This window comes from Occallatibacter gabretensis (assembly GCF_001449115.1).
Taxonomy (GTDB): Bacteria; Acidobacteriota; Terriglobia; order Terriglobales; family Acidobacteriaceae; genus Telmatobacter; species Telmatobacter gabretensis.
Window position 1 is genome coordinate 151,536 of record NZ_LAIJ01000001.1, and the last position, 23,399, is coordinate 174,934.

Below are 23,399 nucleotides of genomic sequence, written 5' to 3' on the forward strand. Positions count from 1 at the left end.
CCTGAACGGATCAAGCGGGATCGTAGTTGAGATTTGGGCCGAGCCAGCGCTCGGTTTCAGAGAGAGTCATGCCTTTGCGTACGGCATAATCTTCAACCTGGTCGCGATCGATTTTGGCGAGCGAGAAATAGCGCGACTCCGGATGTGCGAAGTATAGACCACTGACGCTGGAGCCGGGCCACATGGCAAAGGATTCCGTGAGCAGGATGCCGGTTTTTGCTTCCACATCCAGAAGATTCCAGAGAGTACCTTTTTCCGTGTGGTCGGGGCTGGCGGGGTAGCCGGGTGCGGGACGGATGCCGCGATAGTTTTCGTGAATGAAGTCCGCAGGGGTGAGATTTTCGCTGCGGCCGTAGCCCCATTCGTCACGCACGCGCTTGTGGAGGCATTCTGCAAAAGCTTCGGCGAGCCGGTCTGCAACGGCTTCAGCCATGATGGCGTTGTAGTCGTCGTGCTCGGCTTTGTATTGAACGACGAGTTCATGGAGACCGACGCCGCTGGTGACGGCGAAGCCGCCGATGTGATCGGCGAGGCCGGTTTCTTTCGGCGCGATGAAATCGGTGAGTGAACGGCAGGGTTCCTTACCGCCGTGATCAATCTGCTGGCGGAGATTGTGGAAGATGGTGAGGACTTCCGTGCGCGATTCGTCCGTGTAGAGCTCGATATCGTCACCGATTGCGTTGGCTGGGAAGAAGCCGTAGATTCCGCGCGCAGTGAGAAGATTTTCCGCGATGAATTTGTCGAGCAGCTTGTTGGCGTCTACGAAGATTTTGCGTGCTTCTTCGCCTTGCTGTGGGTGATCGAAGATGCGCGGATAGACGCCTTTGAGCTCCCACGTATGGAAGAAGGGCGTCCAGTCGATGTACTGGCGGAGTGTGGAGAGAGGGAAGTTGTCGAGTACGCGGACGCCGGTGAATTCGGGCTGAGGAATGTCTTCCGCGCGCCACTCGATGGCTGTGCGGCGGGCGCGTGCTTCCGCGATGGAGAAGAGTTTCTGTCTTGGCGCTGCGTGAGCCCTGCGCAGGGCATCGTAGTCGGCGTTGTGCTTCTCGACGAAGGCGGCTTTGCCGTCTTCACTGAGCAGGCTGGTGGTGACGGGCACCGCGCGGCTGGCGTCGAGGACGTGCACAACGGGCTGGCTGTAGTGCTGCGCAATTTTGACGGCGGTGTGGGCGCGGCTGGTGGTAGCTCCGCCGATGAGCAGAGGAACTTTGAAGCCGGTGCGCTCCATCTCGCGGGCGACATGAACCATTTCGTCGAGCGACGGAGTGATGAGGCCGCTGAGGCCGATGATGTCGGCCTTGATTTCCCTTGCGCGCTCGAGGATTTTGTCGGCAGGAACCATGACGCCCATGTCGATGACTTCGTAGTTATTGCAGGCGAGGACGACGCCAACGATGTTCTTGCCGATGTCATGCACGTCACCTTTGACGGTGGCCAGGACGATCTTTCCCTGCGTCTTGACCTCGTAACCCTGCGAGACGAGCGAGGCTTTCTCGGCTTCCATGAAGGGCGTGAGATAGGCGACGGACTTCTTCATCACGCGGGCGGATTTGACGACCTGCGGAAGGAACATTTTGCCTGCGCCGAAGAGATCGCCGACGACGGACATGCCTGCCATGAGCGGACCTTCAATAACGGCGAGCGGGCGGCCAAGCTTGGCGCGCGCCTCCTCAGTGTCCTGGTTGATGTACTCGTCGATACCTTTGACGAGGGCATGCGAGAGACGCTCTTCGACTGTGCCGTTGCGCCACTCTTCGGCTTTCTTTTCCGCTGCCGCACCAGCGCTGCCGCCTTCGGCCTTGAGCTTTTCGCCGAGTTCGACGAGGCGCTCGGTAGCGTCAGGGCGGCGATTGAGCAGGACGTCTTCGACGAGGACCTTGAGCTCAGGCTCGATCTCCTCGTAAACCTCAAGCATGCCGGCGTTGACGATGCCCATATCCATGCCAGCGCCGATAGCGTGGAAGAGGAATGCCGAGTGCATGGCTTCGCGGACTTTGTTGTTGCCGCGGAAACTAAACGAAATATTGGACACGCCGCCGGAGATCTTGGCGTGAGGCAGGTTCTGCTTGATCCAACGCGTAGCGTTGATGAAATCGACGGCGTAGTTGTTGTGCTCCTCCATGCCCGTGGCAACGGTGAGGATGTTGGGGTCGAAGATGATGTCTTCGGGTGGGAAGCTGACCTCGTTGACGAGTATGTCGTATGCGCGCTTACAGATGCGGATCTTTTCTTCGTAGGAAGCGGCCTGGCCCTGCTCGTCGAACGCCATGACGACGACGGCCGCTCCAAATTTGAGGACGGTTGCAGCGCGGCTGCGAAAGACTTCTTCGCCTTCCTTGAGTGAGATGGAGTTGACGATGCCTTTGCCTTGCAGGCAGCGCAGGCCGGCTTCAATGACCTCCCACTTGGAGGAGTCGACCATGAAGGGGACTTTGGCGACCTCGGGCTCGCTGGCGAGAAGCAGAAGGAAGCGGGTCATGGCGGCGACGCCGTCAATCATGCCTTCGTCCATGCAGATGTCGATAATGTTTGCACCGTTTTCGACCTGCTGGCGGGCGACGGAGACGGCTTCTTCGTACTTGCCTTCCTTGATGAGCTTGGCGAATTTGGGCGAGCCGGCGACGTTGGTGCGCTCGCCAATCATGATGTAGGAACCGGGCTGCTGGGTGAAGGGCTGGGAGCCAGAGAGGCGGAGAGGTTTTACCGCTGTGGTCTGCGGCTGCAGAGCGGCGTGGCGGAGCACGGCCTCCGGCAGCGGACGCGGAGGCAGGTTTTCGAGCGCCTTGGCAATGGCGGCGATGTGCTCCGGCGTATTGCCGCAGCAGCCACCGGCGATGTTGATGAGGCCGCCGTGCGCGAAGTCGCTCAGGTACGTGCCCATGTCGGGCGGCCCGAGATCGAAGCCAGTGGCCGAGAGCGGATTGGGCAGGCCGGCGTTGGGATAGCAGGAGACGGCGGCCTGAGCCTTCTGCGATAGCTCGGAGAGGAACGGGTACATCAGGTCCGGGCCGAGCGAGCAGTTGAGGCCGACGGAGAGCGGACGGACGTGCTCGACGGCGTTCCAGAAGGCTTCGACTGTTTGCGCGGAGATCATGGTTTCTCCGCCGCGACCGACGGCGGCAGAGATCATGACGGGAAGCTCACGCGCTGTGCCGCTCAGGCCGTCTTCATCGAATACCTCACGGATAGCGACGAGAGCGGCTTTGGCGTTGAGAGAATCGAAGATGGTTTCGACGAGGAGGGTATCGACGCCGCCGGCGATGAGGGCGCGGACCTGATGCTTGTAGGCATTGCGGACCTGGTCGAAGGTGACGACGCGGAAGCCGGGGTCGTCGGCGTCGGGCGAGTTAGAGAGCGAGACGGTGAGCGGGCCAATGGCTCCGGCTACGAAGCGCGGACGGCCCGTTTCGGCGGCGACTTTGTCGGCCCAGAAGCGGCACTGGCGGGCGGACTCGAAGTTGATCTCCCAGGCCAGGTCGTTGAGGAATTTGTCGTCGATGATTTTTTGATAGAACGCGGGGTCTTTGCGGCCGCCGTGCTCGCGCGGGTCGTCGACGAAGAACTCGCTTTGCGAGATGGAGGTTGCGCCGAAGGTGTTGGTTTCGATGATGTCCGCACCGGCCTCAAGGAAGCGGCGGTGGATGTCGCCGATCATCTCGGGCTGCGTGAGCGAGAAGATGTCGCCGTTGTTGAGCAGGTCCTTTGGAGCGTCCTTGAAGCGCTCGCCGCGAATGTGGGCTTCCGTCATGTTGTAGGTACGGATGGTGGTGCCCATGGCGCCGTCGATGATGGCAATGCGGGAGGCGAGGAGCTGGATAAGGGGGTGATCCTGTGGGCTGGTTGCCACACGATGTATGGCCGAACTCGCCACTGGTGGGGCTGTGAGCGTCTCAGGCGTCATACCTTCATGATAGCGAAGTGGTCAAATGGACGCGGCGGGAGGTTTGTCATCCGGGTTCTAAGCGAGCGGTTGACGCGGTGTAATACCTTGCGCCGCTTGAGTCTGCGCCGCTATCTTCATGGGAAGCAGCAATCGACTTTTGCCCTGGAAAAAGCAAGCATGGAAGTTCTTAAGCGCCTCTTCGAGCAGCATTTTCATTTCCCGCCGGGCCACATTCGGCCATTGCAGGGACAACTTGGCGGATCGGGCCGTGTGATTTTGCGGCTTGCTGCCGGAGAGACCAGCGCGATTGGCGTGCTGGGCCCTGTGCGCGAGGAGAACCAGGCGTTTCTGGAGTTCTCGAAGCACTTTTACCGGCGCGGGCTGCCGGTGCCAGAGATCTATGCCGAGGATCTTGCGCACGGGGCGTATATTGAAGAGGACCTGGGTGATGTGACGCTGTTCGATTTTCTGAATGCGCACCGCAACGGCGACGTGCTTGCGCCGGAAGCGATGGAGGCGTATCGCAAGGCCGTGGCGGAGTTGCCTCGCTTCCAGGTGGAAGCGGGCCGGGATCTGAATTACAAGGTCTGCTATCCAAGAGCAAGCTTTGACCGGCTGTCAATCAACTGGGATTTGAATTATTTCAAGTATTATTTTTTGCGGCTGGCGGGGATTCCGTTTAATGAGCAGGCGCTGGAGGATGATTTTGGGCGGCTGACGCGGTTTCTGCTGACGGCTCCGCACGATTATTTTCTCTATCGCGATTTTCAGTCGCGGAACATCATGCTGAGCGAGGGCAAGCCGTACTTTCTGGATTACCAGGGCGGGCGCAAGGGCGCGCTGCAGTATGACATTGCTTCGCTGCTCTTTGACGGTAAGGCCGACCTGCCGCCGGCGGCCCGTGAGCAGCTGCTGAACGATTATCTGGATGCGCTGGCGAATTACATTCCGGTGGATCGCGCGGCGTTTCTGCACCATTACTATGCCTATGTGTATGTGCGGATTCTGCAGGCGCTGGGCGCATATGGGTTCCGCGGATTTTATGAACGCAAGCCGCATTTTCTGCAGAGTGTGCCGTATGCGCTGAAGAATCTGCAGTGGCTTGCAGCGAATGTGAAGCTGCCCATTGCGCTACCTGCGCTGCTCGATGCTCTCGGGGGGATGGCGAAATCAGAGAAGCTGAAGGGACTTGGCGAGACGGCGCAAGGGCTGACGGTGCGGGTGTTCAGCTTCAGTTTTCATCGCGAGGCACCGAAGGATGAGTCAGGCAACGGCGGTGGTTTTATTTTTGATGCGCGGAGTTTGCCGAATCCGGGGCGCGAGGAGCGGTTTAAGAGGCTGACGGGCAAGGATGAGCCGGTGATGGAGTACCTGAATGCGCAGGAACCGGTGCATAAGTTTTTTGAGAACGCGGCGGCGCTGGTAGATTCGGCTGTGACGAATTATCGAGAGCGTGATTTCTCAAACCTGATGGTGAGCTTTGGCTGTACTGGTGGGCAGCATAGAAGCGTGTTTCTGGCCGAGGAGCTTGCAAAGCATCTGCGCACACAGGCCGGATTGCAGGTGGCGGTGAAGCACGTGGAGCTGGAGAAGATGGGCCGATGAAGGCCATGGTGCTGGCCGCCGGGCTGGGCACGCGGCTAAGGCCGCTAACGAATGACAGGCCCAAGGCGCTGGTGGAAGTGGCGGGACGGACGCTGCTTGAGATCACATTGACACGGCTGAAGAGCTTCGGCGTAGAAGACGTGATTGTGAATACGCATCATTTTGCGGAGATGGTGGAGAGCTATTTCGCGGCGCATGACAACTTCGGGATGCGGATTGCGATTTCACACGAAGACGTGCTGCTGGATACAGGCGGTGGATTGAAGAAAGCTGCGTGGTTTCTGCGTGAGACAGGCGAACCTTTTTTCTTACACAATGTGGATGTGCTGAGCGGGATTGATCTGGCTGCGATGGTGCGGTTTCATGCGGAGCGGGGTGCGCTGGCTACGCTGGCTGTGCAGGCGCGGGAGACTTCGAGGTCATTGCTCTTTGATGAGCGGGGCGAGTTGTGCGGGCGCGTGCTGAAGGACGGCGAACGCGAGATGGTACGGCAAGTGGATCAGGTAGAGCCGCTGGCGTTTGCGGGGATTCATGTAATTTCGCCGCGGATCTTTGATTTGCTTGATGAGGATGGAGTGTTTTCGATCATTCCTGCATATCTGCGCATGGCTGCGGATGACGAGAAGATTGCGGCGTATCGAGCGGATGGAGCTTATTGGCGCGATATGGGCAGGCCGGAGAGCATTGCGGCGGCGGAACGGGATATGGCGGCGGGGCTGATCGGTTAATAGCGAGGCGAGAGATGGCGCGTTCGGAATCCAACGCGAGTTTGCCGAAGGGCTTTGACGAGCAGATGGCGGCACTGGATGCGCTGAAGGGGCGCGAGCTGGATGCGACCTCGGTGGCGTTCGTCAAGAAGATGCTTGGCAATCGTAGCAACTATCTGGTGGGCAAAGCGGCTCGGCTGGCGGAGGAGAATGATCTTCGCGAGCTGATGCCGGATATGCTGGCTGCTTTCGAGCGATTCTTTGAAAATGGCGAAAAGACTGATCCGCAGTGCTGGGCGAAGAATGCCCTAAGCAGAACACTGGCGAAGCTGGGATGCAGAGAAAAGGATGTGTTTCTGCGCGGGTTGACGTTTCACCAGTATGAGCCGGTATGGGGCGGGCGGAGTGATACGGCCGGCACTCTGCGGGGTAACTGTGCGCTGGCGCTGGTCACGTGTGAGGGGCTGATTACTCCCGACCTGTTGGTGCTGCTGCTGGAGCCGCTGACTGATGCTGATAAAAGCGTGCGTGTAGAGGCTGTGCGGGCGCTGGCCGCGCTGGGTGAGCCTGCCGTGCCGGTGCTAAGGCTGCGGGCGCTTGTGCCGGGCGAGGAGCCAGAGGAGATGCTGGCGGTGTGCTTTCAGGCCCTGCTGGGGATTGAGCGCGAGGATGCGATTCCGTTTGTGGGGCGCTTTCTGGAGTCAGAGGATGATTCCGCATCGGAGGCGGCTTTTGCGCTGGCTGAAACGCATTTACCGGCTGCGCTAGAGACGCTTATTCGAAGCCAAAAGAAGGGTCACGATCCGTGGTTCATGGGCGTCCTGCTGAGTGCGATTGCGTTGACGCGGCTGCCGGAAGGCGTGGATTTTCTGATCGGGTTCATTGAGCGCGAAGAGCGCGAGGCGGAGGCGGCGATTGAGGCACTCGTGCAACTGGGGCCGAACGATGAGTTGCGATCGCGCATTGCGAAAGCCGTGGAGGATACAGGGAGTCCGAGGCTGAAGAAGGCGTTCGAGACGCATGTGGGGAATAAGACTACAGATTGACGCCTCCGACGATGCGGTGATTTGATGGATGGTCAAGCAGAGGGGCACTATGATGCGTAAGGGAGTTTTCATGTTTAGTTTGTTTGTTTTGGCGGGAGCGTTGCTATGCAGCGGATGCGGGGGCACCAGCAGCAGCCATCAAACGCCTCCCCCTGCGACGACGCCGACGGCGGCCACACCCACGGTGGCGACGACGACTGCGCAGAATGGTGCAGTGATTGCCAGCCTGGCGAGCACAACGAGCGGCGCGACAATTTACTACACGCTGGACGGTAGTACGCCGACGACCTCTTCGCAGGTTTATGAGGCCCCATTCCTGGTGGCATCGAACCTGACGGTGAAAGCGCTGGCTGCGGCGAGCGGCTCTAACAATAGCTCGGTTACCACGCAAGCGTTTACGACGAGTATTCCATCGGGAACGCTGGTTTGGAGCGACGAGTTCAACGGGACTGCGGGCACAACCTATGGTCAGCCGAACCCGGCGACGTGGACTTACGACACGGGAACAAACTGCTGCGGGAACAACGAGCAGGAGACCTATTGCGCGTGGGGATCGACCACTGCGCCGTGTTCCACCTCAAGCCCGAATGCATGGGTGGGAACTGATGGGTATCTTCACGTTCAGGCACTGCAGCCCACCGCTGGCGCGACCACGTACACTTCGGCGCGGCTTAAGTCGTCTGGGTTATTCAGCTTTATGTACGGGCGCATTGAGGCGCGGATGCAACTGCCGGAGTCACAGGGAATGTGGCCAGCATTCTGGATGCTGGGGAATAACATTGCCACGGTCAACTGGCCGGCATGCGGCGAACTGGACATTATGGAACACATTGATGGCAGCAATGCGCCAACGTATGTGGGCGGAACACCGCCAGGGTACGACTGGATTGCCGGGTCGATTCACGGTGGCACTGCCAGCAATGAGGGAAACGGGACACAGCAATATCACCCCGCGGGATTTTCCGCGGCAGCCTGGCATACGTACGGCATGATTTGGACGAAGGGGCAGATTCAGTACTACATCGACGACCCATCGAATATCTATGCCACGTTCAATACCTCGAATCTGGTGTACAACAATGGGAGCGTCGCGCCGTGGCCCTTCGATGCGGGCCCGCAGTTTGTGATTCTGAACCTGGCGGTAGGCGGAAGCTGGCCGGGCAACGTGGATTCGACGACTGTCTTTCCTGGAAACATGCTGGTGGATTATGTGCGGATTTATACGCCATAAAACACCCTGAATGCATAAAACGCGTCGAATGCGAGAGGACGTTGAATCAGGACGCGGCTTGATTACTGTTCAGTTACGGATTGGAGAAGAATTTGCACTGCGTTTGCGCCTGATTCATCGTCCTATTACAGAACGAGGAGGATACTACTCCCGTGAATCCGCATACGGCCGAAAAATCCCCGATTAATTCAGGTTATTCCACGGTCCCCACAGTCGATTACGCTCTTCCTCGCCTTACTTCCCAGCCACCGGCAGTTTCTCCTCGTGCTCGCGTTCGCGCTGAGATAGGGCGCTATCGTTTGCGGCTTGCAGAGAGTCTGGAGGATCGCGAGGCGGCGTGCCGGCTGCGTTTCCGGGTCTTCAATATCGAGCTGGGTGAGGGGCTGGAGAGCTCGTACCAGACGGGTCTGGATACGGACGAGTTCGACCTGTGCTGCGAGCACCTGCTGGTGGAAGACAAGCAGGAGGACAATCCGGCGCGGCGGATTGTGGGTACGTACCGGATGCAGAGCGGGGCGATTGCAGCGCGGAATTTCGGATACTACTCGGAACAGGAGTTCGGTTTTGCGCCGTATGAGCTGCTGCGGGCGGGAATTCTGGAGCTGGGTAGGGCCTCAATTGATCGCGATCACCGCTCTCCAGAGGTGTTGACGCTGCTGTGGCGGGGCATCGCCCAGTATGCTAACGATATGGGGCTGCGTTACCTGATTGGGTGCTCGTCGTTGAATTCAAAGGATCCCGCGGAGGGGTGGCAGGTGTATCGCCAGCTGGAGCACTACCGGGTGAGCCCGGAGTTCGCTACGCATCCGACGGCCGCGTATGCCTGCCCCGCCGAGCCGGAGGCGGACGCACAGAACCTGCTTCCTGACGGGGAAGCGAGTGTTGTGCCGCAGGTGAAGGTGCCCAAGCTGCTGAAGACGTACCTGGCGATTGGTGCGCGGATTGCCGCTCCACCTGCCTGGGACCGCGCCTTCGGGACTATCGACTTCCTTACGCTGCTCGATCTCCAGTTGATGTCTTCGGCCGCGCGCAACCGGTTCCTGGCCCCGCTGACTCAGTGAACCTTCGCGCATGGCTTCGCGCTGTGGCGATGGCCTGGGCTCTCACACTTTGCATGGTGGAACTGGTTCTGGCGTGGCTGGCTGCCTGGCGTTCCGGCGAGGGGTTTACGCCGCTTCGTCGCGCACAGTGGCTGCAGACTGCCTGCAGGCAGGTGACGAGGAGTCTGGGCATTCGCTTCCGCGTGGTGGGCACGCCGCCGACGAATGGGCTGCTGGTTTCGAATCATTTGAGCTACCTGGACATTCTTATCTACTCTGCGGCGGTGCCGTGCGTCTTTGTCTCGAAGGCGGAGGTGAACAGCTGGCCGTATTTTGGATTTGCGGCGCGGCAGGGAGGAACAATTTTTATTGATCGCACGCGGCGTGTGAGCGCGCAAGAGGTGGCGCAGGAGATGGCGCGCAGGCTGGCTGATCCGGTGCCGATTCTTGTGTTTCCGGAGGGGACAAGCTCAGATGGTGCGCAGGTGATGCGGTTTCATTCATCGCTCTTTGAGCCGGCGGCTGCGACTGGGGCGCAGGTCACGGCGGCCGCGGTGCGATATGAGAGTGCGGGCGACGCGCCGGAGAGTGACCTGTGCTGGTTTGGAGATGAGTCGTTTTTATCGCATCTGTGGAAGACACTGGGCGGGCCGGGATTTACGGCACAGTTGGTGTTTGGCGAGCCGCGCGTGTATTCGAACCGGCGGGAGGCAGCGCGGGAGACGCATGAGGAAGTGTCGGGGATGCGGGAGCAGCTTTCAACTGTCAGCTCTTAGCTTTTAATGCCATTGTGCGATACGGAAAGCCCGGCAGCGAACCAGATTAAATCATATTGAATGAGAAGCTTGCGCCCCATTTGACCCTGATCGGTCCGAAGTTTGGGGGAGGGGGTGGGGCGGCGATAAGGTGACTTCTCGGTACTTATCCGGCGTGGGTGCGTGCATTGGGGATTTAGCGTCAAGTGAGAAGCACCGCGGCGAATCCATATGACCAGTTAATACCTACCATTGCTTCAGCATCCAGTAAAACGCCGTGATTATCAGCAGGAACGGCAGGAAACCCAGGACCGTGTATTGCAGACCCTCCACGTAGAAGGTACTGATCGTGATAGCGGCGATAGCGATCAACGCAACGATTTGCGAATAAGGCGTGAATGGGAGCCGAATCGGCAGCGCAGCGACCCGTGCCTGGCCCAGCGATCGGCGAAAGGCAAGGTGTGCGAGCAGGATAACGATCCACACAAAGAACATGCCGGCGACCGCGACACCATAGAGCAGCAGAAAGGCTCGTCCGGGAGCAAAAATCGCGAGCAGGATAGCGGCCACCATCCCGCCGGTAGACGCAAGCAAGGCGAAGTAAGGAACGCCGTTCCTGCCCAAACGGCCAAGCCTCGCAGGCACGTAGCCATCGCGTGACAGGGAAAAGAGGGTTCGCGTGATGAGGTAGAGATTTGTATTCGCGCTCGATAGGGCAGCGGTGATGACTACCAGGTTCATGATGCTCGCAGCGAAGGGAATGCCGGCTGCTGCAAAGGCCAATACAAACGGACTACCGGTGATACCGCTGCCCATCCTGTCCCACGGCGTCACCGAGAGCATCACGATCATCGAGAGAACGTAGAAAAGAATAAGCCGAAGCGATACGGTACGCATGGCGCGAGGGATGGTCTTTTCAGGATGCGCAGCCTCGCCGGCGGTGACACCAAGTATCTCCACGCCCATGTAGCTCGTCAGCGTGAGCGTCATAGCCAGCCAGACACCCTTTAGTCCATGCGGAAAAAATCCACCGTGCGCAGTGAGATTTGCAAAGCCTGCAGCATGGACGGGGCCAACGCCGAAGATGAGCCCCAACCCGACGAGGATGAATGCCATGATGGCGGCGACTTTGATAAAAGCAAACCAGTATTCGAATTCGGCGAAGTTGCCGACCTGCATCGCGTTGATGACGATAAGGCCGGCTGACACTCCGACGACCCAGACCCACTGTGGAGCCAAAGGGAACCACATGGAAAAGTAGATGGCGACGGCTGTCACCTCGGCACCGATCGCAATGATCTGGACGAATGCGTAAGTAGCGCGAACCGCAAAGCCCGACCACTCGTTCAGATAAGTCTGCGCATAGACACCGAAAGAACCAGCGACAGGGTGAACAACCGCCATCTCGGCGATGGAATACGCAACAATAACCGCGAGGAGAGCACTTAAAAGATAAGAGAGGATAACTCCGGGGCCTGCCAGCCGAATCGTGAGTGAGCTGCCAAGGAAGAGTCCCACTCCGATCGCGCCGCCAATCGTCAGCATGGTGAGCTGGCGTTGGGTGAGATTGCGCTTGAGCTCCGGGGGGCCCTCGGGCTTCTCCGCCATGGAAGACGCTGAAGCCATAGAAGCCCGGCCCGAAGCGCTTTGCTTACTCACTCCGGACCAGGTCACGGAGCACGGTTCCGAACTCTTGAATCTCCTCGATGGTGTTGTAGTGGAGAATCGAAGCCCGGACCACGCCGGTGTCGAGACTCCGGCCCAGACGCTTCATCAGCCGCGGCGCGTACATGTGTCCGTCGCGAATACCGATGCCGCGACTGGACATGGTTTCTGTAACCACCGCAGGCAATATGTTGGGAAGATTGAAGCAGAACGTAGGGACGCGTTCGGCAATGCGATACATATCGTCTACGCCGTAAATGATAGCTCCCGCAGCCTGCAGCACTTCAAGCATCTCGCGAGACAGCGTCGCTTCGTACTCACGTATCGAAGTCATGGCGCGAACGATGGAGTCCCGGCGCGACGCGGGTTCAGCGTCACCTTCCTCCACGGCCACGCTATTGCCGAGAGTTTCAAGGTAGGTAACAGCAGCTGCCATGCCGGCGACATTTTCATAAATGAAGGTGCCTGCCTCAATCTTGCCCGGCGCAGCGTCTGGAATAAAATCTTCACGAAACGTCGGGAGCTCGTTCAGCAGCTCAAGACGCCCCCACAGGAAGCCCATATGAGGAGCGAAGACCTTGTACCCTGAGCAGACGAGGTAGTCACAATCGAAAGCCCGTACATCGATCAGACCGTGAGGAGAGTAGTGAACGCAGTCAAGAGCGACCTCTGCACCGGCATCATGCGCCAGCCTGGCGACAGCAGCCACATCGACAATCGAACCGAGGGCGTGAGAGGCCACGGTGCAGGCGACAAGACGGGTCTTTGCACTCAGAAGCGGCGCGAGATCGTCCACGTGCAGATTGTTGTCTTCGCGCATCTTCCACCAAACGATCCTTGCGCCCTCGCGTTCAAGTTGCAGCCAGGTGGCGATATTGGCTTCGTGATCAAGGTCGGTGACGATAATCTCGTTACGAACTCCCAGCGTGCGGCCGATCGCGAGACTGAGCAGGCGAAGGAACGAAGTCGCGTTCATGCCGAAAGCAACCTCGTTAGGGTCCCGCGCGTTGATTAAGTGGCCGACACTCTCTCTCGCCCGCGCAATTGTCGCGTCGACTTCCACGCTCTTGGCGTAGCGGCCGCCGCGCTGCACGTTGCAATGCCGCAGGTGACCGTTGATCGCGTCGAAAACAACCTGAGGAATCTGGGCCCCGGCGGCATTATCAAAAAAGATGAACCCCGGCTCCTGATTGAGCGCAGGAAAGAGGGAGCGAATTCGATCACACGGGAAGGGAACCGCTCGGGATGCGACTAGCTGTTGATTGACCACTTGGCTCCTGGGGCTTGGTAAATCCGGCGACTCACGATGGATGGGTGCGACCAGTATACAAAAGGGATATATTGCTCCTAATCAGGATCGAGAACCTTGCGTGCGATCTCGGCTCCGAATACCGGAAGCGATGGATCCGTGAGCAACCCAATTTGTTTGAGCACAGACGCCTGGTCCCAGTAAATGCGCTCATGCGCTAGCTTGCCATCGCGAAAGCCAACGACAACAACCAGGGGAATATCGACATGGCGGTGAGTCGGCGGAACTCCCGGCAGCATCCAGGGCATCTCTTCAGTATGGGTAAAGGAGAAGATGATCTCGTCAACCAGCTGATCCTCACCGAGCGTCCGGGAGACGAGCTGGATCGAAGTATCCGCCGGCATCGGTGCAATGAAGTCCTCCGCATAAAACCTGTGCAGGGCTTCATGGCCGTATCCGCCGGTCATAACCGGAACATGGTTGACGTAGGCGTCCTCGACCATTGTGGCAATGGTCGAAGAGACATCACGAGTTGAAAACTCATAGCCGATGTGCTCGTCCCATCGAGCGATCATCTCTGCTTGATCCATGACTGGAGATTCCTCTAGCAGGATTTTAGCGGATGGATTTGATGAGCAGTCTGCTTTGTCAGGGAGCTCAATTAGAAGATGGTCACTTGGGAAATGGAAAGACGACTGTCCTAAGCCTTTCCGAGAAGCCGCTCCACGTCCGGACTTTGGTCTGCAGCCCATTCGCAGCGGCATATTCACAACGTCATCGGAAGAAGTCCGCAGCAACGATCTTGCGTTCGCCGCCCTGCCCCATCTCGAACGAGAAGGTCTTGCCCGCGTCCGCAAAACGCAGCATCACCGTCTCCATAAATGAGATCCCCATCACTGTCAGCCCATTGACGGAAGCGATCTTATCCCCGAGGTTGAAGCCCGCCTCAGCGGCAGGGCTGCCCTGCGAGACAAACGCCACCGTGAACCCCGGTCCCTCTTTCTGAGCCATCACGATGGCGATGATTCTGCCACAGATGTGTCCGATTGATGTTGAAGAACGGGATGAATCTCAAACTGAGATGCGCAGTACGACCAGCGTCATGTCATCGTGCTGCGGCTCGCAAGCGGCAAAGGCGTCGGCCGCACGAAACAAACGTTGCAACAGTTCCGCGGCGTTCAGTTCCGCGTGCGCCTGCGCCTCGGCGATCATCCGGTCTTCACCCCACTCGTCTTCTGCGGCGTTCATGGCTTCGCTGATGCCATCAGTAAAGGCCAGCAGGATATCGCCGGGGAGCAGGTGAAGCAACTGCTGCTTGTAGGCCGCGCCGGCAAGCAGCCCGACGACGGGGCCACCGTCTCCCAAACGAAACACTTGCCAGGCGCCGTTTTCTTTGCGTAGCACCGCAGGAGGATTGTGTCCGCAATTAACGTAGTGCAATGTGCGGGAGGCGCAGTCCAGTTCGGCGTAGAAGAATGTGGCATAGCGGTTGGTGTCGGACGCGTCGTAGAGAAGGCGGTTGACATTGGCCATCTTGATCCCCAGCCGGCCTGCGCCACTCAGCATTTGACCGCGCAGGCTTGCGTGAAGGCTTGCCATCAACAGGGCGGCGGACATGCCCTTGCCACTGATGTCGCCAATCGCGATACCCAGGCGGTCGCAGCCGTGCTCTGTTGTTCCGCTGGCGGAAGAGATGTTTTCGCCGGGCTCATGTCCTGCTTCTGCCAGCGAGCCATCACGGATGTCTATGAGGTCGTAGTAGTCGCCGCCGACTGCCTGGGCGGGTCTGCAGTGCGCGGCAATCTCTACGCCCGCAACGTTGGGGAACGTCTGCGGGAACAAGCGCTCCTGCACCTCGCGGGCAATCTCGAATTCACGTTCCAGCTTGGCGCGCGACACGGCCTCTTCGGCCAGCGTGGGAATAAGTTTGTAGATGTTGACGAGTATGCCTGATGGCAAAGCCCTGGTGCTGCCGAGCGCAAATCCGCGTGGCAGTGATCCGCCCTCGAAAAAGCGTTTGCCTTTGCCCAGCACAATAGGATTGACCAGCAGAACAACCTCATCCGCCAGTCCGTGATCGAGGAGCACGGAAATCAGCGTCGAGCTGCCCGCGACGACCAGGTCCGGGCCTTTCTTAGCCTTGATGCGTCGAATGCTATCCACGAGGTCCGATCCAATGGCCTCGAATGGACCCCATTCCAAACTCTCCGGCCTGTGAGTTACGACGTACTTCGTCGCCGCATTCAGACGGTCCGTCATGGGAGTCTTCGGTGCTTTCGGCCAGAAACTCGCCAGCAAGTCGTAGGTTCGGCGACCAAACAGCAAGTCGCAGGTCTTGCCGTACATCTCGTTTACTATCTGTAACCCCGCAGGCGAACGATACTGCGCGGTCCAGTCGCCGTATGGGAAATCGTCCTCCGGACCGCTGGTCATCTGGATAACGCCATCGAGCGAGATATGCTCGATGATTTTGAGTTTGCGCATATTGATCTCCTATAAATGCTCGGTTTGCGTCTTCGTGAGGGACTACCAGGCCCGAATGAACGAAGAGCAAGAGCGGCGGACAACAGTTCGACGAAGCTTTCACCGCCAAACGCGGCAAGTGACAGATTGTGCAAACTGGATCCAACGAACAACGAGACAGTAGATTCGACCAGTGATTAAAGTATCGTATTGCCTTGCAACCGATGTACTCGCCGTCTGATTTCTGGACTGGCGTACTCAGCGGCGGTGCATCGACGGACCTATTCGAAGTTTAGAGGCGGTGGTCCAGTGATTTCTCTCATAAACGCGCTTCTGTTGAGTTAGTCGAATGCTACTACGGTGTGCGGCTCGGAAGGAGGACGCCGGGTTTGCGATAAGGCTACAAGAAGCAAGACAGTGCTTGATTGGATTGTGCTATCCCACCCTATGTTGTGCCTGATTGGGGAAAGACAAAAGCAGGTCCTTCTCTCCGTCTGAAAAACGACTCCGTTCAGGATGACGGGCGTTTGTGGGAAGTGGAGCGGCCACGTTTTGGCGGGGTCAGTGGTTTTGGGGTGGGGCGGCTGTGGAGCCGCGGACTACCAGTGTGGTGGAGACGAGGAACTCGCGCTGGGTTTTTGCGCCGGGTTCTGCTTCAGCCTGAAGGCGGAGAGCTTCGAATGCTGCTCGGGCCAGATCGACGCGTGACATGCGAATCGTAGTGAGCGGCGGGAGCGTGTATTCAGCGAATGCGATGTCGTCGAGACCGATGACGGAGAGATCGTGCGGCACGCGGAGGCCCGCCATGTAGGCGGCCCGAAGCACGCCGATGGCGGTCATGTCATTCGAGCAGACGATGGCGGTGGGGCGCTTTGCGAGCTTCTGGAGACGTTCAAAACCGCCAACGCCACCTTTGAGGGTGTGGTCGCACTCGATGATCCATTCTGGATGGATGGGCAGCGCCAGGGCGCTCATGGCTGCGCGAAAGTCGTTTTCACGGGTGATGGCGGAGTGGAGAGTGTGCGGCCCGGCGAGGAAGCCGATTTTACTGTGGCCGAGCGCGGCGAGATGCTCCACTGCGGCGCGGATGCCGGTGGTGTAGTCGAGCAGGATGGTGGAGGATTTCTCGTCGTGCAGCTTGAACTCGGCCAGGACGAGCGGAATGCTGTGCTGCGCAAGCTGATCGAGCTGGTCGAGGACGGACTCCTCTTCGCCGAAGGTGAGCACGGCTACGCCTTCGACTTTGCGCTCGATCATGCGGCGGACGCAGGTGGTGAGCACTGCGGGATCGCTGTTTGAAGAGCTGACGAGAATCTCGTATCCGTTTGCGACTGCGACCTCTTCAAAGCTCTGGATCAGTTCCGGAAAGAAAGGGTTGGTGATGTTTTCAACGATGATGCCGAACAGGCGACTGCGCCCGGAGACGAGTGAACGGGCGTGGGTGTTGGGGAAGTAGTTGAGCTGCTCGATGGCCTGCCAGACACGCTTGCTGAGCCGCTCACTGACGGCGGGTGAGCCGTTGACGGTGCGCGAGACGGTAGCGATAGAGACTTTGGCCAGGGCGGCTACGGTGCGGATGTCTGCGGCCTTTGCAGGCCGGCTGGAGGATCGTTTGCGAGGCACGGAAACATCCTAAATCAATTTAGCAACCGATAAAAAGAGATATCAGAGGGTTGAAGGCTCCCCGGATTTGTGTTCATAAGGTACGGGCTGAAGCCCGTACCCTTCAATTATTGCCGCCGGCGGCGCTGTCTGCGATGAAGAGGCGGAGATCGCGCAGGTTGTGGCCGGTGGGGCCGGTGACGACGGTGTCGCCGAGGGCGGTGAGGAGCGGGCAGGCGTCGAACTCGGCGAGGGCGCGGACAGGATCGTAGCCGAAGACGCGGGCGCGGGCGACGGTGGTGGGGTCGGCGATGGCTCCGGCGGAGCGTGTGTTGCCGTCGATGCCGTCGGTTCCGGCGCTGAGGATGGTAAGCAGGGCGTCAGGATATTTTTCGAGCTCCTGAGCGCAGGCCAGGGCCAACTGCATGTTGCGGCCGCCGGCGCCGGGTGTGCGGTCCATGGTGACGGTGACCTCGCCGGCGGAGATGAGGCAGAGGCGCGGGTGGTCCGCACGCAGCTCATGGAAGCGCGCGAGCAGATAGCGCGCGGCTTCGGCGTAGTCCCAGTCGTCGCAGCTATTGTCCACGGCTACATGGAAGCCGGCTTGCGTGGCTAACATGCGGGCGTTTTCAACCAGATCGTGTGAGGAGAGCAGAATTTCATAGATGGATTTGCGGAAGGCGTCGTCCTCGTCCTTGAGTGCGGCGGTGGAAGTGAGGCGACGCAGGATCATGCCGGGAAATCCGGGGACGGTAAGGCGGGGTAGAAGAGAAGATTTCTCGGGCTTGTTGCCGGGAGATTCGGGCAGGTCTTCGCGCTCAAAGAACTCGCGCACGTTGCGGGGCAGGCGCGGTGCGATGCTGTAGTGGTCGAGGATGGCGCGGACGTCATCCACAGTGGTGTGGTCGGGCGTGGTGGGGCCGCTGGCGAGCGCGTCGAGCGAGCGGACGGGAACGTCGGGCAGGAGGAGCGAGACCTTGCAGGCTTCCGGAGCTGCTATGGCGAGCCGGCCGCCTTTGACGGCGGAAAAATGCTTGCGGAGAGTGTTGATTTCCTGGATGGGAGCGCCGGAGGCAAGCAGCGTTTCATGGAAGGCGACGGTGTCTTCGAGGCTGATCTCCGGATCAAGCGGGAGGTCAATCATGGCGGAGCTGCCGCCGGAGATGAGGAAGAAGATCAGCGTATCTTTTTTCGCTTTTTTGAGCAGGGTAAGCGTGGCGCGTGCCGCAGCGAAGGAATCTTCATTGGGCAGCGGATGACCGCCCTCAAAGTAGCGGATGCGCCAGTTGCGGTGTGTGGGCAGCGGGCTGCCACAACAGATGCCGCGAAGACCCTGGCGGCGTTTCATGCGGTCGAGCAACACGGAGAGCATGGGGCCTGCGGCTTTGCCCATGGCGATGACGAATATGCGTTTGTAGTCGGAGAGATCGATGATGTCCTGACCGCTGCCGTCGGGAATCAGGCGGTGAAGCTGCTGGCCTTCAAAACGCAGGCGACGGTCGAATGCGGACTCGATGCTGCAGGAGGCCAGCGACTCGGTAAATAGCCGCGTCGCGGTGGTGTGCAGGTCTTCGAGGGCCGAGTTGAGAGCTAGATTGCCCGAGAGTGTCATGATTCCAGTTCCTTGAGCCAGGTGGCGAGTTCGCGCTGCATGGCTTCGAGTCTGCCGGTGAAAAAGTGATCGGCGTCCTTCACAAAAATAGTACGCCTGGGCTGGCTGGCCGCCTCTGTGACGGCGAGGAGAGTTTCGCCAGGCGCAAACCGGTCGCGGTCTCCGCTTAAGAAAAGCTTGGGCAAGGTGCAATTGTGCAGGTAAGGATAGTCATAGCTGCGATGATCGGACTGGATGGGCAGGCCGAGAGCGGCGACGGCGCGAATTTCCCCCGAACTACAGCGTGTGCAGCAGGCGGCCAGCGTCATGGCCGCGCCAAAGCTGAAGCCTACGGCTACGATGGGGCGGTGGTACTCGTTTTTGAGCCAGTCGAGCGCGACAGATACGTCTTCGGCTTCATTGCGTCCGTCATAGCTGCCTTCGCTCAAGCCCGTTCCGCGGAAGTTGAAGCGCAGCACTGGCCACTCGAAGCTCCACTCTGGCGCATTCATGGTTTTCATGGCGTGATACACAACCTTGTTGTGCATGGTGCCGCCGCTGGGCGGATGTGGATGAGAGACGAGTGCCGCGAATGGCGCATCCGGCGAGCCTTCATTCAAGATTGCTTCCAGCCTTCCGGCGGGCCCGGCTAGAGGAATGCTGCGCAGAGTGCGTCTTGCAGATGAGATCATGCCTCTCGTTATTGTATGCGCGTGGCTGATGCGAGGTTTTGCAGGCCGTGCGGTATTCTGGCAGAGCTATGCCGAACCCTCCCGCGCCCAGCCCGAATAAGCCCGGTTTGACGAAGCCGGATCTTCCTAAAATCGACCCGCTTGCATTGACGCAGCAACTGGTAGAGATTGATTCGACCACGTATTGCGAAGGTGCTGCGTGTGATTTTCTGGCTGAGTTTCTTGCGGGACGCGGATGGGTTGTGGAGAAGATGGCCGTTCCGCAGGCAGACGAGGGCTGTGATGGGCCGCGGTGGAATGTATATGCCGGACCTGCGGATAGTGTTCCAGAACTGGTTTTTTCTACGCATATCGACACCGTGCCGCCGTATATTCCTTTTCGCGAGGATGAAGAGTTCCTTTATGGACGCGGCGTTTGCGATGCGAAGGGCATCATTGCCGCGCAGGCGGCGGCGGCTGAAGAGCTGCGGGCTGCGGGATTTCAGGTGGGATTATTATTCGTGAGCGGCGAAGAACGCGACTCCGCGGGCGCGAAGGTTGCGAACGAACATCCCAAGGGAAACCGCTTCCTGATTAATGGCGAGCCTACGGACAATCGATTGGCGCTGGCATCGAAAGGCGCGCTGCGCGTGGCTGTGCGGGCAAGCGGCGTGATGGCGCACTCGGCGTATCCGGAACTGGGCGATAGCGCGATTCACAAGCTGGTGCAGGCGTTGGGCAGGATTCTGGAGATTGACCTGCCGGTGACGGAAGACATAGGCCCATCGACGCTCAATATTGGCCAGATTCGCGGCGGACATGCGCCGAATGTGATTGCAGACAAGGCCGAGGCGCACATTCTGGCACGGCTGGTGGGTTCATCGGAGCCGGTCCGCGAAGCTTTTCAGAAAGCTGTGAGTGGATTTGCAGAGGTGGATTTTACGCTCGACATTCCTTTTGTCCGGCTGCGGGCGCTTCAGGGGCTGCCGACGATGATTGCCAAGTTCACTACCGACATTCCGTGGCTTACCAAATGGGGCGAGCCTCTGTTGCTGGGGCCGGGATCGATTCATGTGGCGCACACGCCAAATGAGCGCATCGCCAAGAAAGAGATTCTCGTAGCGGTGGATCTCTACGTCCAGGTAGCAAAGAATCTGCTGGCCTGACGGGCGCGAGAACGTGCGCATTCGCGTTGAGAAAATCTCCGTAAAAATTGACGCAGTGTCCGGATTCCGTCCTGCTATGCTTCGACTGCTGCTCCCCACATTCGAAAGCTCAATATGGAGGAAACATGACAGGGTCCAACTCCGCTACGGTCACGCCGGAACGCATTCTTCAAATGGCCTGGGGCTTTTCCGCGCCACTTATTCTTGAAGCCGCAATCAAGAACCGCGTCTTTGACGTGCTGGACGAAGGGCCAAAGTCGCTAGCGGAAACGGTCCAAACCACGGGCGCTTCTGAGCGCGGGCTTGCGGCGATTATGAACGCGCTGGTTGGGTTTAACTTTCTCGCCAAGGATGTGGATGGGAAATACAGTTTGACCGCGGAGAGCGCGGCGTTTCTGGTGAGCACCAAGCCAAGTTTTCAGGGCGGACTTTTGCGGCATACGAGCGTACAGCTGATTCCGAACTGGCTTGAGCTAAGCGAGGTTGTAAAGACCGGCAAGCCGGCAGAGGCTGTGAATCAGCAGGGAACCGGGACAGAGTTCTTTGAGATATTGGTTCCGGATATTTTTCCACTCAGCTATCCGGGGGCGCAGGATCTGGCGGCGCACTTTGCATGGGCGGGGCATGAAGGAACGGCCAGTGTGCTCGATCTTGGAGCCGGCTCTGGCGTGTGGGGAATTGCGCAAGCGCAGAGCGCACCGAATGTAACCGTAACCGCCGTGGACTGGCCGGGCGTGATCGACGTAACGCGCGCGATCGTGGGAAAGTTTGGGCTGACTGATCGCTTTACGTTTGTTACCGGTGACCTGCAGGATGCGGACTTTGGAAGCGGACACGCGGCTGCAACCGTGGGCCACATTCTGCATAGCGAAGGGGAAGAGCGGAGCAAGAAGCTACTGAAGAGGATATTCGATGCGCTGGCCTCCGGAGGCACGCTCGCCATTCAGGAGTTCCTGGTGAACGCCGAGAGGACTGGGCCGGTCAATGGGTTGATCTTTGCGGTAAACATGCTGGTGAACACAGAAGTGGGCGGAACGTATTCGTTTGAGGAGATTGCAGCATGGCTTTCAGAGGCGGGCTTCACGGATGTGCGCCTGCTGGAGGCACGCGGTCCCTCGCCACTGATTCTTGCTACAAAGCTCTGAGGAATGGCTTGAGCGGGCTGGTTTCGTATGATGGATACTGACAGGAGAAACGCATGTCTTCATCCATTTATGACATTCCGGTCCGCACACTCGAAGGCGCGGATACGTCTCTTGCCCAGTTCAAGGGCAAGGTAGTGCTGGTCGTCAACGTGGCATCGAAATGCGGCCTGACGCCGCAGTACGAGGGGCTGGAGAAGCTCTACAAGGACTTCAAGGACAAGGGCTTTGAGATTGCCGGGTTTCCTTCGAATGATTTCGCTGGCCAGGAGCCGGGGACGAACGAGGAGATTGCGACCTTCTGCACGATGAACTACGGCGTGGATTTTCCGATGTTTGACAAGATTCCCGTGGTGGGGCCTGAGAAGCATCCGCTTTACGCGGCTCTGATTGAGGCGCAGCCCAAGCCAATCAACACCGGGGGAACGGCCTTTGTGGAAGGTCTGACGAAATATCTCGAGAAACATGGGACTTCGCCAAATTCCGCGCCGGAGATTCTGTGGAACTTTGAAAAGTTTCTGGTGAGCAAGACCGGCGAAGTGGTGAGCCGCTACGCGCCGGATACAGATCCGCTGAATCCGACGGTGACGGCGGCCATTGAAGCGGAACTTGCCGCTTAATAGAATGTGCGGCGCGAGATTGCAGCTCGCGCCGCGCAATTATGTTTTTGAAATCAGAATTCGGTCTGGCCTATGGTCATGCGAGGGGCCCGCGCAAATTTTTCCTGGACTGCATCCGCATTGCGAATGAAAAGGGTGTTGCCGTGGCTGTTGTTCTTTCCCTTAAGAGCATGCAGTTCTCTGCGGATCGGATCGTAGAGATAGGTCAGGAAGCCATAGTCGCGCATTGTTTCGAGAATTTTTCCTTCGTCGAAGCCGTAGCGGTTTCCTGAGCCGTTCAGCTCCATGATGATGGAATGAAGCGACGACTTGGAGAGAGTTTCCTTTGCGCCGGCCAGGACCTTTGTTTCAAATCCCTCCACGTCGATCTTGATCATGGATGGAGATTCCGCGGATAAAACCGAGTCCAGTGTGCAGACCGGAACGTGGATGGAAGCCAGGTCGGTTTCATGATCTGCGAGTGCATGATTGCCTGCGTCGTGGTCGCGAGAGAAAAGGATCTCTTCTTCCTGATCGGAGAGTCCCAGATTGAGAGCGGTTACGCGGGACTGAAGCTGATTAATAAAAAGATTGTCGAGCAGCCGGCTATAGGTGGAGGGAACCGGTTCGAAACAATATCCTCGCGATCCGATGAACCCGCAGGCGAGCACAGTATAGGCGCCGGAGTTTGCACCGATATCGATGAAGAGATCCTGCGGCGTCATCGTGTGAAGCACAAATGCCATGTCGGAGAAATCGTGCAGCCCGCAGTAGAGATTCTGGGTCATACCTTTCTCTCCCTGCCGGAGAATGACCCTTACACCGGGCAGCCACTCATACATGACGGGCTTGCCTAATATGCGGCTTCCGATCTGCCAATGAAAATACCGCAGGATAGCCGCGGCTTTGCGGTCCCTGTTCATCGGATGATCCGTAATATATCCCAATGTGCGGAGAAGTGACATGCAGTGCCCCTTCCTA

The 23,399-nt window shown here is 58.7% G+C and carries 19 protein-coding genes; 9 read left to right on the forward strand and 10 right to left on the reverse strand.

The genetic code is table 11. The features are described 5' to 3' along the window. Positions 1-10: 10 nt before the first annotated feature. Positions 11-3,904: a methionine synthase gene (gene metH / locus VO84_RS00600; protein ID WP_082661572.1), complete on the reverse strand. Its 3,894-nt coding sequence runs from the start codon at positions 3,902-3,904 to the stop codon at positions 11-13. Positions 3,905-4,063: 159 nt separating this feature from the next. On the opposite strand from metH, the gene VO84_RS00605 reads away from it, so the two are divergent. The 6 genes from VO84_RS00605 (at position 4,064) to VO84_RS00630 (ending at position 10,291) form a co-directional block, all read left to right on the forward strand. Continuing rightward, entirely contained in the window at positions 4,064-5,491 is a 1,428-nt protein-coding gene (locus VO84_RS00605) for a RapZ C-terminal domain-containing protein (RefSeq protein ID WP_058185345.1), read from the forward strand. Further along, on the forward strand, positions 5,488-6,219 hold the full coding sequence (locus VO84_RS00610; protein ID WP_058185346.1) for a nucleotidyltransferase family protein: 732 nt from the start codon (positions 5,488-5,490) through the stop codon (positions 6,217-6,219). The genes VO84_RS00605 and VO84_RS00610 overlap by 4 nt, the downstream gene beginning before the upstream one ends. 14 nt (positions 6,220-6,233) lie before the next feature. Next, positions 6,234-7,244 carry a HEAT repeat domain-containing protein gene (locus VO84_RS00615; protein WP_058185347.1) on the forward strand — a complete coding sequence of 337 codons (1,011 nt, stop codon included), beginning with the start codon at positions 6,234-6,236 and terminating at the stop codon, positions 7,242-7,244. Positions 7,245-7,314: 70 nt separating this feature from the next. Next, positions 7,315-8,475 (forward strand): FN3 associated domain-containing protein, encoded by a 1,161-nt coding sequence (locus VO84_RS00620; RefSeq protein WP_058185348.1) that lies wholly within the window; start codon positions 7,315-7,317, stop codon positions 8,473-8,475. Positions 8,476-8,627: 152 nt separating this feature from the next. Beyond that, positions 8,628-9,536 carry a GNAT family N-acetyltransferase gene (locus VO84_RS00625; RefSeq protein ID WP_231737724.1) on the forward strand — a complete coding sequence of 303 codons (909 nt, stop codon included), beginning with the start codon at positions 8,628-8,630 and terminating at the stop codon, positions 9,534-9,536. Beyond that, complete coding sequence (locus VO84_RS00630; RefSeq protein ID WP_058185349.1) at positions 9,533-10,291, forward strand: lysophospholipid acyltransferase family protein; 759 nt, start codon at positions 9,533-9,535, stop codon at positions 10,289-10,291. The genes VO84_RS00625 and VO84_RS00630 overlap by 4 nt, the downstream gene beginning before the upstream one ends. 225 nt (positions 10,292-10,516) lie before the next feature. On the opposite strand, the gene VO84_RS00635 is transcribed toward VO84_RS00630, so the two are convergent. The 8 genes from VO84_RS00635 to VO84_RS00670 all read right to left on the reverse strand — a co-directional run bounded on the left by VO84_RS00635 (position 10,517) and on the right by VO84_RS00670 (position 19,532). Continuing rightward, complete coding sequence (locus VO84_RS00635; protein WP_231737725.1) at positions 10,517-11,878, reverse strand: amino acid permease; 1,362 nt, start codon at positions 11,876-11,878, stop codon at positions 10,517-10,519. Positions 11,879-11,921: 43 nt separating this feature from the next. Then, the gene (locus tag VO84_RS00640; RefSeq protein WP_058185351.1) at positions 11,922-13,205 is read right to left on the reverse strand and encodes a cysteine desulfurase-like protein; all 1,284 of its coding nucleotides are present in this window, start codon (positions 13,203-13,205) and stop codon (positions 11,922-11,924) included. Positions 13,206-13,282: 77 nt separating this feature from the next. Continuing rightward, positions 13,283-13,774 carry an ester cyclase gene (locus tag VO84_RS00645; protein WP_058185352.1) on the reverse strand — a complete coding sequence of 164 codons (492 nt, stop codon included), beginning with the start codon at positions 13,772-13,774 and terminating at the stop codon, positions 13,283-13,285. A 184-nt stretch (positions 13,775-13,958) separates the two neighbouring features. Then, complete coding sequence (locus VO84_RS00650; protein ID WP_058185353.1) at positions 13,959-14,195, reverse strand: PDZ domain-containing protein; 237 nt, start codon at positions 14,193-14,195, stop codon at positions 13,959-13,961. Between the two features lie 60 nt (positions 14,196-14,255). After that, positions 14,256-15,668 carry a SpoIIE family protein phosphatase gene (locus tag VO84_RS21945; protein ID WP_082661573.1) on the reverse strand — a complete coding sequence of 471 codons (1,413 nt, stop codon included), beginning with the start codon at positions 15,666-15,668 and terminating at the stop codon, positions 14,256-14,258. Positions 15,669-16,208: 540 nt separating this feature from the next. Continuing rightward, on the reverse strand, positions 16,209-17,270 hold the full coding sequence (locus VO84_RS00660) for a LacI family DNA-binding transcriptional regulator (protein WP_058185354.1): 1,062 nt from the start codon (positions 17,268-17,270) through the stop codon (positions 16,209-16,211). Between the two features lie 103 nt (positions 17,271-17,373). Next, positions 17,374-18,861 (reverse strand): glycerate kinase type-2 family protein, encoded by a 1,488-nt coding sequence (locus VO84_RS00665; protein ID WP_058185355.1) that lies wholly within the window; start codon positions 18,859-18,861, stop codon positions 17,374-17,376. Beyond that, entirely contained in the window at positions 18,858-19,532 is a 675-nt protein-coding gene (locus VO84_RS00670) for an alpha/beta hydrolase (RefSeq protein ID WP_058185356.1), read from the reverse strand. The genes VO84_RS00665 and VO84_RS00670 overlap by 4 nt, the downstream gene beginning before the upstream one ends. Positions 19,533-19,600: 68 nt before the next feature. Here VO84_RS00670 and VO84_RS00675 point away from each other — a divergent pair, with 68 nt between their 5' ends. The 3 genes from VO84_RS00675 (at position 19,601) to VO84_RS00685 (ending at position 22,439) form a co-directional block, all read left to right on the forward strand. Continuing rightward, on the forward strand, positions 19,601-20,677 hold the full coding sequence (locus VO84_RS00675; RefSeq protein WP_082661574.1) for a M20/M25/M40 family metallo-hydrolase: 1,077 nt from the start codon (positions 19,601-19,603) through the stop codon (positions 20,675-20,677). Between the two features lie 125 nt (positions 20,678-20,802). Next, complete coding sequence (locus tag VO84_RS00680; RefSeq protein WP_058185357.1) at positions 20,803-21,822, forward strand: methyltransferase; 1,020 nt, start codon at positions 20,803-20,805, stop codon at positions 21,820-21,822. 53 nt (positions 21,823-21,875) lie between these two features. Continuing rightward, complete coding sequence (locus VO84_RS00685) at positions 21,876-22,439, forward strand: glutathione peroxidase (RefSeq protein WP_058185358.1); 564 nt, start codon at positions 21,876-21,878, stop codon at positions 22,437-22,439. Between the two features lie 53 nt (positions 22,440-22,492). Here VO84_RS00685 and VO84_RS00690 read toward each other — a convergent pair whose 3' ends face one another. Beyond that, a complete protein-coding gene (locus VO84_RS00690; protein ID WP_058185359.1) occupies positions 22,493-23,383 on the reverse strand; it encodes an FkbM family methyltransferase in 891 nt (296 codons plus the stop codon). Positions 23,384-23,399: the final 16 nt, after the last annotated feature.

Coding starts and splice junctions, on each gene's coding strand:
- metH (WP_082661572.1), bottom strand. CDS start 3,904: ATGACGCCTGAGACGCTCACAGCCCCACCAGTGGCGAGTTCGGCCATA.
- VO84_RS00605 (WP_058185345.1), top strand. CDS start 4,064: ATGGAAGTTCTTAAGCGCCTCTTCGAGCAGCATTTTCATTTCCCGCCG.
- VO84_RS00610 (WP_058185346.1), top strand. CDS start 5,488: ATGAAGGCCATGGTGCTGGCCGCCGGGCTGGGCACGCGGCTAAGGCCG.
- VO84_RS00615 (WP_058185347.1), top strand. CDS start 6,234: ATGGCGCGTTCGGAATCCAACGCGAGTTTGCCGAAGGGCTTTGACGAG.
- VO84_RS00620 (WP_058185348.1), top strand. CDS start 7,315: ATGTTTAGTTTGTTTGTTTTGGCGGGAGCGTTGCTATGCAGCGGATGC.
- VO84_RS00635 (WP_231737725.1), bottom strand. CDS start 11,878: ATGGCGGAGAAGCCCGAGGGCCCCCCGGAGCTCAAGCGCAATCTCACC.
- VO84_RS00645 (WP_058185352.1), bottom strand. CDS start 13,774: ATGGATCAAGCAGAGATGATCGCTCGATGGGACGAGCACATCGGCTAT.
- VO84_RS00650 (WP_058185353.1), bottom strand. CDS start 14,195: ATGGCTCAGAAAGAGGGACCGGGGTTCACGGTGGCGTTTGTCTCGCAG.
- VO84_RS21945 (WP_082661573.1), bottom strand. CDS start 15,668: ATGCGCAAACTCAAAATCATCGAGCATATCTCGCTCGATGGCGTTATC.
- VO84_RS00665 (WP_058185355.1), bottom strand. CDS start 18,861: ATGACACTCTCGGGCAATCTAGCTCTCAACTCGGCCCTCGAAGACCTG.
- VO84_RS00670 (WP_058185356.1), bottom strand. CDS start 19,532: ATGATCTCATCTGCAAGACGCACTCTGCGCAGCATTCCTCTAGCCGGG.
- VO84_RS00675 (WP_082661574.1), top strand. CDS start 19,601: ATGCCGAACCCTCCCGCGCCCAGCCCGAATAAGCCCGGTTTGACGAAG.
- VO84_RS00680 (WP_058185357.1), top strand. CDS start 20,803: ATGACAGGGTCCAACTCCGCTACGGTCACGCCGGAACGCATTCTTCAA.
- VO84_RS00685 (WP_058185358.1), top strand. CDS start 21,876: ATGTCTTCATCCATTTATGACATTCCGGTCCGCACACTCGAAGGCGCG.
- VO84_RS00690 (WP_058185359.1), bottom strand. CDS start 23,383: ATGTCACTTCTCCGCACATTGGGATATATTACGGATCATCCGATGAAC.